The sequence below is a fragment of the Azospirillum sp. genome (assembly GCF_050789165.1).
Genome location: NZ_JBOZRT010000076.1, coordinates 1 through 7191 on the forward strand (window position 1 = coordinate 1; position 7191 = coordinate 7191).

Here is a 7191-nt window from a genome sequence, read left to right on the forward strand (position 1 = left end):
CGCGTCTTCTCGTGTTAGCGCTCACAATAGCGCTGCGATTGTTAGCGCTAACCAACGCCGCCCGCAAGTGGGGTGCGACGTTATGGCCGCGCTTTTTCGGGGTAGGGCGAACCTGCTCCCCTCCCCCGCCCCGCTGGCAGAGGTGTTGCAAGCGCGTCGGCAGGAGAACGGCTCCGCCCGCGCCTTGCAAAGCGGCACCACACGCTACACGTGATCAGTGCGGGGGCTACCGCCCTTGCTGAGCATGCGCATACATCGTATGTAGTGCCCTTTCCAGGAACCCCGCCGTGTCCGACACACCGACCCTCCCCCCCCGCAAGGCCACCAAGGCGGCCACGGCCAAGACCGGCACCGGCCGTGGCGTGCGCCCGTCGAGCGGCCGGGTGACGCTGGAGGACGTGGCGAAGCTGGCCGGCGTGTCGGCGATGACCGTGTCGCGGGTCATCAACCGCCCGGAATCGGTCACGCCGGAAATCCAGACGATCGTCCGCAAGGCCATCGCGGAGACCGGCTACGTGCCGAACCTGCTGGCCGGCGGGCTGGCCTCCAGCCGCACCAAGCTGGTGGCGGCGGTGGTGCCGACGCTGACGCACGTGCTGTTCTCCGGCGCCATCCAGGCGCTGACCGACCGGCTGGCGATGGACGGTTACCAGATGCTGCTGGGCCTGTCGGGCTACCCGGCGGAGCGGGAGGACAACCTGCTGCACGCCATCCTCAGCCGCTGTCCCGACGCGCTGTACCTGACCGGCACCACCCACTCGCCGGAGACGCGCCGGCAGCTGCGCGCCGCGCGCATCCCCATCGTCGAGACCTGGGACCTGTCGCACAAGCCCATCGACATGGCGGTCGGTTTCTCGCATCAGGCGGTCGGGCGTGGCGTCGGCGAGTACCTGCACGCCAAGGGCTACCGCCGCGTCGCCGTGTTCAGCGCCGAGGACGAGCGCGCCACCATCCGCCGCGACGGCATCGTCGCGACGCTGGCCTCCCTGGGCGTCACCGACGTGACCTGCATCACCACGCCGGCTCCCAGCTCGCTGGCCATGGGCCGCGACGCGCTGAGCCGGCTGCTCGCCGACGGGTTCCGCGGGGCGATCCACTGCAGCTCGGATTCCATGGCGCACGGCGTGGTGCTGGAGGCGCAGGCGCGCGGCCTGTCGGTGCCCGGCGACATCGCGGTGATCGGCTTCGGCGACCTGGACTTCGCCGCCTACATGTCGCCGCCGCTGAGCACCGTGCGCATCGACCGCTTCGCCATCGGCCGCCTCGCCGCCGAGGCGCTGCTCAACCGCCTCGCCGACAAGCCGGTGGAGCAGAAGGTGGTCGACGTCGGCTTCGAGATCGTCGAGCGCGCGACGACGTAAGCCCTACAGCATTTCCAGCGGCTGCGCCCGGCGCGGCGGCGGAAAGGCGCGGTCGAGGTCGGCGAGGTCCTGCTCCGTCAGCCGCAGGTCGAGCGCCGCGCGGTTCTCGCGCACGTGGCCGGGCGACGACGCCTTGGGGATGGCGATCACCCCCTCCTGCCGCAGCAGCCACGCCAGCCCCACCTGCGCCGGGGTCGCGCCGTGCCGGCCGGCGACGCGGCGCAGTTCGGGATGGTTCAGCATGCGGCCCTGCTCGATCGGCGAATAGGCCATGATCGGGATGCCGCGCCGGCGGCACCAGGGCTGAAGGTCAAACTCGATACCCCGGCGCGTCAGGTTGTAGAGCACCTGATCGGTGGCGCAGGCCTCGCCGCCCGGCACCCGCACCAGCTCCTCCATGTCACGCGGATCGAGGTTGCTGACGCCCCAGCGCCGGATCTTGCCGGCGGCCTGGAGCTCCTCGAACGCCGCCACCGTCTCGGCCAGCGGGTGCCCGCCGCGCCAGTGCAGCAGGTAGAGGTCGATGCGGTCGGTGCCCATCCGGCGCAGGCTGCGCTCGCACGCGGCGACGGTGCCGCGGCGCGACGCGTTCTGCGGCAGCACCTTGTTGACCAGGAACACGCCGTCGCGGCGGCCGGCGATGGCCTCGCCCACCACCTCCTCGGCACCGCCGTCGCCGTACATCTCGGCGGTGTCGATCAGCGTCAGGCCGAGGTCGAGGCCGAGGCGGAGCGCGTCCGCCTCCGCGCCCCGCTCGCGGTCGTCCTCGCCCATGAACCAGGTCCCCTGCCCCAGCACCGGCACAGCCTCGCCGGAGGGAAGCGTCGTCGTCGGAACCGTCATGGTCGTCTCCGTCTTGTCAGGTCACGGGCGCCGGGTTGAACAGCGTCATCGCATTGCGCAGGCCCCAGCGGTCGGCCCAGGTTTGCTTCCGCCCGCTGGCGACATCAAGGATAAGCTGGAACAATTCCATTCCAATGTCCTCGATGGTGGCCTGCCCCGTGGCGATGCGCCCGGCGTCCACGTCGATCAGATCGTGCCAGCGCTCGGCCAGCGCGGTGCGGGTCGCCACCTTGATGACCGGCACCATGGCGAGGCCGTAGGGCGTGCCGCGGCCGGTGGTGAACACCTCCATGTTGCAGCCCGACGCCAACTGCAGCGTGCCGCAGACGAAGTCGCTGGCCGGCGTGGCGGCGTACAGCAGACCCTTGCGGTCGGCGCGTTCGCCCGGCGACAGCACGCCGGAAATGGCGCTGCTGCCCGACTTGGCGATGGAGCCCAGCGCCTTCTCCACAACGTTGGCCAGACCGCCCTTCTTGTTGCCCGGCGAGGGGTTGGCCGCGCGGTCGGTCTGCCCGGCGGCGAGGTAACGGTCGTACCAGTCCATCTCGCGGATCAGCGCGCGGCCGACCTCCTCGTTGACGGCGCGCGGGGTGAGGAGGTGGATGGCGTCGCGCACCTCGGTGACTTCCGAGAACATGACGGTCGCCCCGGCCCGCACCAGCAGGTCGGACGCGTAGCCGACCGCCGGGTTGGCGGTGACGCCCGAGAACGCGTCGCTGCCGCCGCACTGCATGCCGACCACCAGATCCGACGCAGGGCAGGTCTCGCGGCGGCGCCGGTTCAGCTCTTCCAGGCGCTTTTCCGCCATCTCCATGATGGACGCCACCATGGAGCCGAAGCCGACGTTGCGCTCGTCCTGCAGGGTCATGATGCTGGTGGCGCCGTCGGCACCGGCCGGCAGCAGGCGTTCCGGCTGCAGCTTCTCGCAGCCCAGGCCGACCACCATCACCTGCCCGCCCAGGTTCGGGTTGCGGGCGAGGTTCTGGAGAGTGCGGATCGGCACCACCGCCTCCGGCGCGTTGATCGCCACGCCGCAGCCGTAGGCGTGCTCGATGGCGACCACGTCGTCGACGTTGGGGAAGCGCGGCAGCAGCTCCTTCTTGATGCGCTCGACCGCGTGGTCGAGCACGCCGGCCACGCACTGCACGCTCATGCTGATGCCCAGCACGTTCTTGGTGCCGACCGACCCGTCGGGGTTGCGGTAGCCCTCGAAGGTGCAGCCCTCCAGCGGCGGCTGGGGTGCCGGCACGTTGGTGGCGAGCGGCAGGCTCTGGAGGTCCGGCGCCTTCGGCAGGCGGACCAGCGACTCCTCGATCCAGCTTCCCTTGGGGATCGCGCGCTCGGCGGTGCCGATCACCTCGCCGTAGCGCAGGATCGCCTCGCCCTCGACGAGGTCCCGCAGGGCCACCTTGTGCCCCTGCGGGACGAACTCGCGCAACACCAGCCCGCAAGGGAACGCGGTCCCCGCCGGCAGGCCCAGAGCGTTGACGACAATGGCGACGTTGTCGTCGGCGTGCACCTTGATGTAGAGCGGCGTGTCGGTCATGGCCGTTGCCTTTGAAGCGAAGTGTGCAAAGTCCCTCCCCCAGCCCCGCTGGGGGAGGTTTAGGTGGGGGCAGCGGCGCCGTTGGCAGGCGTTGATTCTCGCCCACGCCGCTGCCCCCCACCCAACCCTCCCCCGCCGGAGGCGGGGGAGGGCTCCGTTTGTTACCCCTTGAACTTCGCGGCGAGCTGTTCGGAGACGCGGGCGAGGATGCCCAGGTCGGAGCCGACCGCGGTGAAGGTGCAGCCCAGCTCGATGTAACGCTTCGCCAACGCCTCGTCGGCGCTGAGGATGCCCACCGGCTTGCCGGCCTTGCGGATGCGGGCGATGGCGTCCTCGATCGCCGCCTGCACCTCGGGGTGCTTCGGGTTGCCGACGTGGCCGAGGGCAGCGGCGAGGTCGCCCGGCCCGATGAACAGGCCGGTGACGCCGTCCACCGCGGCGATCGCCTCGATGTTGTCCAGGCCCTTGCGCGTCTCGATCTGCACCAGCACCGCCAACTCGCGCTCGCAGACCTGCGGGTAGTCCTTGATCCGTCCGAAGCCGCTCGCCCGCGGAGCGGCCGAATAGCCGCGCACGCCGTGCGGCGGGTAGCGGGTGGAGGCCACGGCGCTGGCCGCCTCCTCGGCGCTCTCCACGTAGGGGATCAGGAACGACTGCACGCCGATGTCCAGGTAGCGCTTCAGCGTCACCATGTCGTTCCACGGCACCCGCACCACCGGGTGCGCGGTGCCGCCCTTGCAGGCCTGCAACTGGCTGTAAACCATCGGCAGCTCGTTCGGCGAGTGCTCGGTGTCGAGCACCAGCCAGTCGAAGCCGGCGCCGGCGATGATCTCCACCGTCACGTGGCTGGACAGGATCGACCACAGGCCGATCTGCGAGCGACCGGCCTCCAGCGCGCGCTTGAACGTGTTCTCGGGGATCGGCATCTGCATGGGTGGTCTCCTCATCCTTCAGCGCGCGTCGATCAGGATCGCGCGGAAATCGTTGACGTTGGTCAGGGTCGGGCCGGTGACGACGCCGTCGCCCAAGACCTCGAAGAAGCCGTGCCCGTCGTTGTCGGCCAAGCGGTCCCTGGGCTTGAGGCCCAGCCTCCAGGCGCGCGCCAGACTGTCGGGGCCGAGGTATGCCCCGGCGATCTCCTCCAGCCCATCGACGCCGTCGGTGTCACCGGCCAGCGCGTGCACGCCCGGACAGCCGTCCAGCGCCACGCCGAGCGCCAGCAGGAACTCCACGTTGCGCCCGCCGCGGCCCTGGCCGCGCACCGTCACCGTGGTCTCGCCGCCCGACAGCAGCACGCAGGGTGCCGTGAACGGCTGCCCCTTGCGGGCGACCTGCCGGGCGATGCCGGCCAGCACCGTGCCGACGTCCTTGGCTTCGCCCTCGAGGGCGTCGCCCAGGATGTGCACCGCGTAGCCCGCGTCGCGGGCGACGGAAGCGGCGGCCTCCAGCGCCATCTGCGGCGCGGCGATCATCCGCGTCTCGGCGCGGGCCAGCCGCGGATCACCCGGCTTGACGCTCTCGCCCTGCCCGCTCTCCAGCACTTCGAGCACCTTGGGCGGCACCTGGATGCCATAGCGGCGGAGGATCGCCAGCGCGTCGGCGCAGGTGGTGGGGTCGGCGACGGTGGGACCCGAGGCGATGTCCATGGGATCGTCGCCGGGCACGTCGGAGATCAGCAGCGTGACGACCTTGGCCGGATGGCAGGCGGCCGCCAGCCGGCCGCCCTTGACCGCCGAGAGGTGGCGGCGCACGCAGTTCATCTCGGAAATCGTGGCGCCGGATTTCAGCAGGGCGCGGTTGACCACCTGCTTGTCCTCCAGCGTCAATCCGTCGAGCGGCAGGGCCAGCAGCGCCGAGCCGCCACCGGAGATCAGGCACAGCACGGTGTCGTCCGCCGTCAGCCCCTGCACCAGCTTGGCTATGCGGGCGGCGGCGAGCAGGCCGGCGGAATCCGGCACCGGATGGGCGGCCTCGACCACCTCGATGCGCTCGCACGGCACCTTGTAGCCGTAACGGGTGACCACCAGCCCGGAGAGGTCTCCGGGCCAATGGTCCTCCAGAGCCCTGGCCATCGCCCCCGAGGCCTTGCCGGCGCCGATCACCACGAGGCGCCCTTTCGGGGGCTCCGGCAGGTGCAGCGGCACGCCGTGCGCCGGCTGGGCGGCGTTCACCGCGGCGTCGAACATCCGGCGCAGGAGATCCCGGGGGGCGATGGTCATGGCAGGCTCCCTCACGCCTTCTGGCCGATCTCGAAGTTGGCCATCAGCTCCAGCGCGCGCACCATGCCGGAGTGGTCCCACGCCTTGCCGCCGTGCGCGGCGCAGGCGTTGAACAGCTCTTGCGCGGTGGCGGTGTTGGGCAGCGCCACGCCGAGCGACCGCGCGGTGGAGAGCGCGAGGTTGAGGTCCTTCTGGTGCAGCTCGATGCGGAAGCCCGGATCGAAGGTGCGCTTGACCATGCGTTCTCCGTGCACCTCGAGGATGCGGGAGTTGGCGAAGCCGCCCATCAGCGCCTGCCGGACCTTGGCCGGGTCGGCCCCGGCCTTGGCGGCGAGCAGCAGCGCCTCGCCGACCGCCTCGATGGTCAGGGCGACGATGATCTGGTTGGCGACCTTGGTGGTCTGGCCGTCGCCGTTGCCGCCGACCAGGGTGATGTTCTTGCCCATCAGCTCGAACAGCGGCTTGACGGTCTCGAAGGCCTTCTCCGGACCGCCGACCATGATGGTCAGCGAGGCCGCCTTGGCGCCGACCTCTCCACCCGACACCGGCGCGTCCAGATAGTCGCAGCCCAGCTCGTTGACGCGCTTGGCGAAGTCCTTGGTGGCGACCGGGGAGATGGAGGACATGTCCACCACGGTCTTGCCGGCGGACAGGCCCTCGGCGACGCCCCCCTTGGCGAACAGCACCTTCTCGACGTCGGGCGTGTCGGGGACCATGATGAAGACGATGTCGGCCTTCTCGGCAACGTCCTTGCCGGAGGCGCACACCGTGGCGCCGCCCTTGGTCAGTGCGTCCGGCACCGGGCCGACGGTGTTGACGAACAGCTGGTGGCCGGCCGCCTGCAGGTGCCCCGCCATCGGCGCACCCATGATCCCCAACCCGATGAATCCAAGCTTGCTCATGGTCTTTGCTTTCCTTTGGTGTGTGCTCGCGCGTTACTTCTTGAGCGTCATGCGCGTGATGTCGCCGACGATGAGGAGGTAGCTGACGGCGGCGACGAGGGCGTTGGCTCCGACGAAGAGGAGTGCGCCGTTGAAGGAGCCGGAGGTCTGGATGATGTAGCCGATGATGATCGGCGTGGTGATGGAGGAGATGTTGCCGCACATGTTGAAGACGCCGCCGGACAGGCCGGTGATCTCCTTGGGCGCGCAGTCCGACATCACCGCCCAGCCGAGCGCGCCGATGCCCTTGCCGAAGAACGCCAGCGCCATGAAGCCGACCA

General features: G+C 70.4%; 6 protein-coding genes and 1 pseudogene. 1 reads left to right on the forward strand and 6 read right to left on the reverse strand.

What is annotated here, in order from left to right; all coding sequences use genetic code 11:
• Window positions 1-287: 287 nt before the first annotated feature.
• Window positions 288-1361: a LacI family DNA-binding transcriptional regulator gene (locus ACRWK7_RS16890; protein WP_431857437.1), complete on the forward strand. Its 1074-nt coding sequence runs from the start codon at window positions 288-290 to the stop codon at window positions 1359-1361.
• Window positions 1362-1364: 3 nt separating this feature from the next.
• On the opposite strand, the gene ACRWK7_RS16895 is transcribed toward ACRWK7_RS16890, so the two are convergent.
• The 6 genes and pseudogenes from ACRWK7_RS16895 to ACRWK7_RS16920 form a co-directional block, all read right to left on the reverse strand.
• Window positions 1365-2204: an aldo/keto reductase gene (locus ACRWK7_RS16895; protein WP_431857439.1), complete on the reverse strand. Its 840-nt coding sequence runs from the start codon at window positions 2202-2204 to the stop codon at window positions 1365-1367.
• Between the two features lie 16 nt (window positions 2205-2220).
• Window positions 2221-3750, reverse strand: a complete 1530-nt coding sequence (gene garD / locus ACRWK7_RS16900) for a galactarate dehydratase (RefSeq protein ID WP_431857440.1) — start codon at window positions 3748-3750, stop codon at window positions 2221-2223.
• 161 nt (window positions 3751-3911) lie between these two features.
• Window positions 3912-4682: an aldolase/citrate lyase family protein gene (locus ACRWK7_RS16905; RefSeq protein WP_431857441.1), complete on the reverse strand. Its 771-nt coding sequence runs from the start codon at window positions 4680-4682 to the stop codon at window positions 3912-3914.
• A gap of 18 nt (window positions 4683-4700) precedes the next feature.
• Entirely contained in the window at window positions 4701-5969 is a 1269-nt protein-coding gene (locus ACRWK7_RS16910; RefSeq protein WP_431857442.1) for a glycerate kinase type-2 family protein, read from the reverse strand.
• An 11-nt stretch (window positions 5970-5980) separates the two neighbouring features.
• Window positions 5981-6871: a 2-hydroxy-3-oxopropionate reductase gene (glxR, locus tag ACRWK7_RS16915; RefSeq protein WP_431857443.1), complete on the reverse strand. Its 891-nt coding sequence runs from the start codon at window positions 6869-6871 to the stop codon at window positions 5981-5983.
• Window positions 6872-6904: 33 nt separating this feature from the next.
• A pseudogene (locus ACRWK7_RS16920) lies at window positions 6905-7191 on the reverse strand (MFS transporter); the annotation flags it as partial.

Coding starts and splice junctions, on each gene's coding strand:
- ACRWK7_RS16895 (WP_431857439.1), bottom strand. CDS start 2,204: ATGACGGTTCCGACGACGACGCTTCCCTCCGGCGAGGCTGTGCCGGTG.
- garD (WP_431857440.1), bottom strand. CDS start 3,750: ATGACCGACACGCCGCTCTACATCAAGGTGCACGCCGACGACAACGTC.
- ACRWK7_RS16905 (WP_431857441.1), bottom strand. CDS start 4,682: ATGCAGATGCCGATCCCCGAGAACACGTTCAAGCGCGCGCTGGAGGCC.
- ACRWK7_RS16910 (WP_431857442.1), bottom strand. CDS start 5,969: ATGACCATCGCCCCCCGGGATCTCCTGCGCCGGATGTTCGACGCCGCG.
- glxR (WP_431857443.1), bottom strand. CDS start 6,871: ATGAGCAAGCTTGGATTCATCGGGTTGGGGATCATGGGTGCGCCGATG.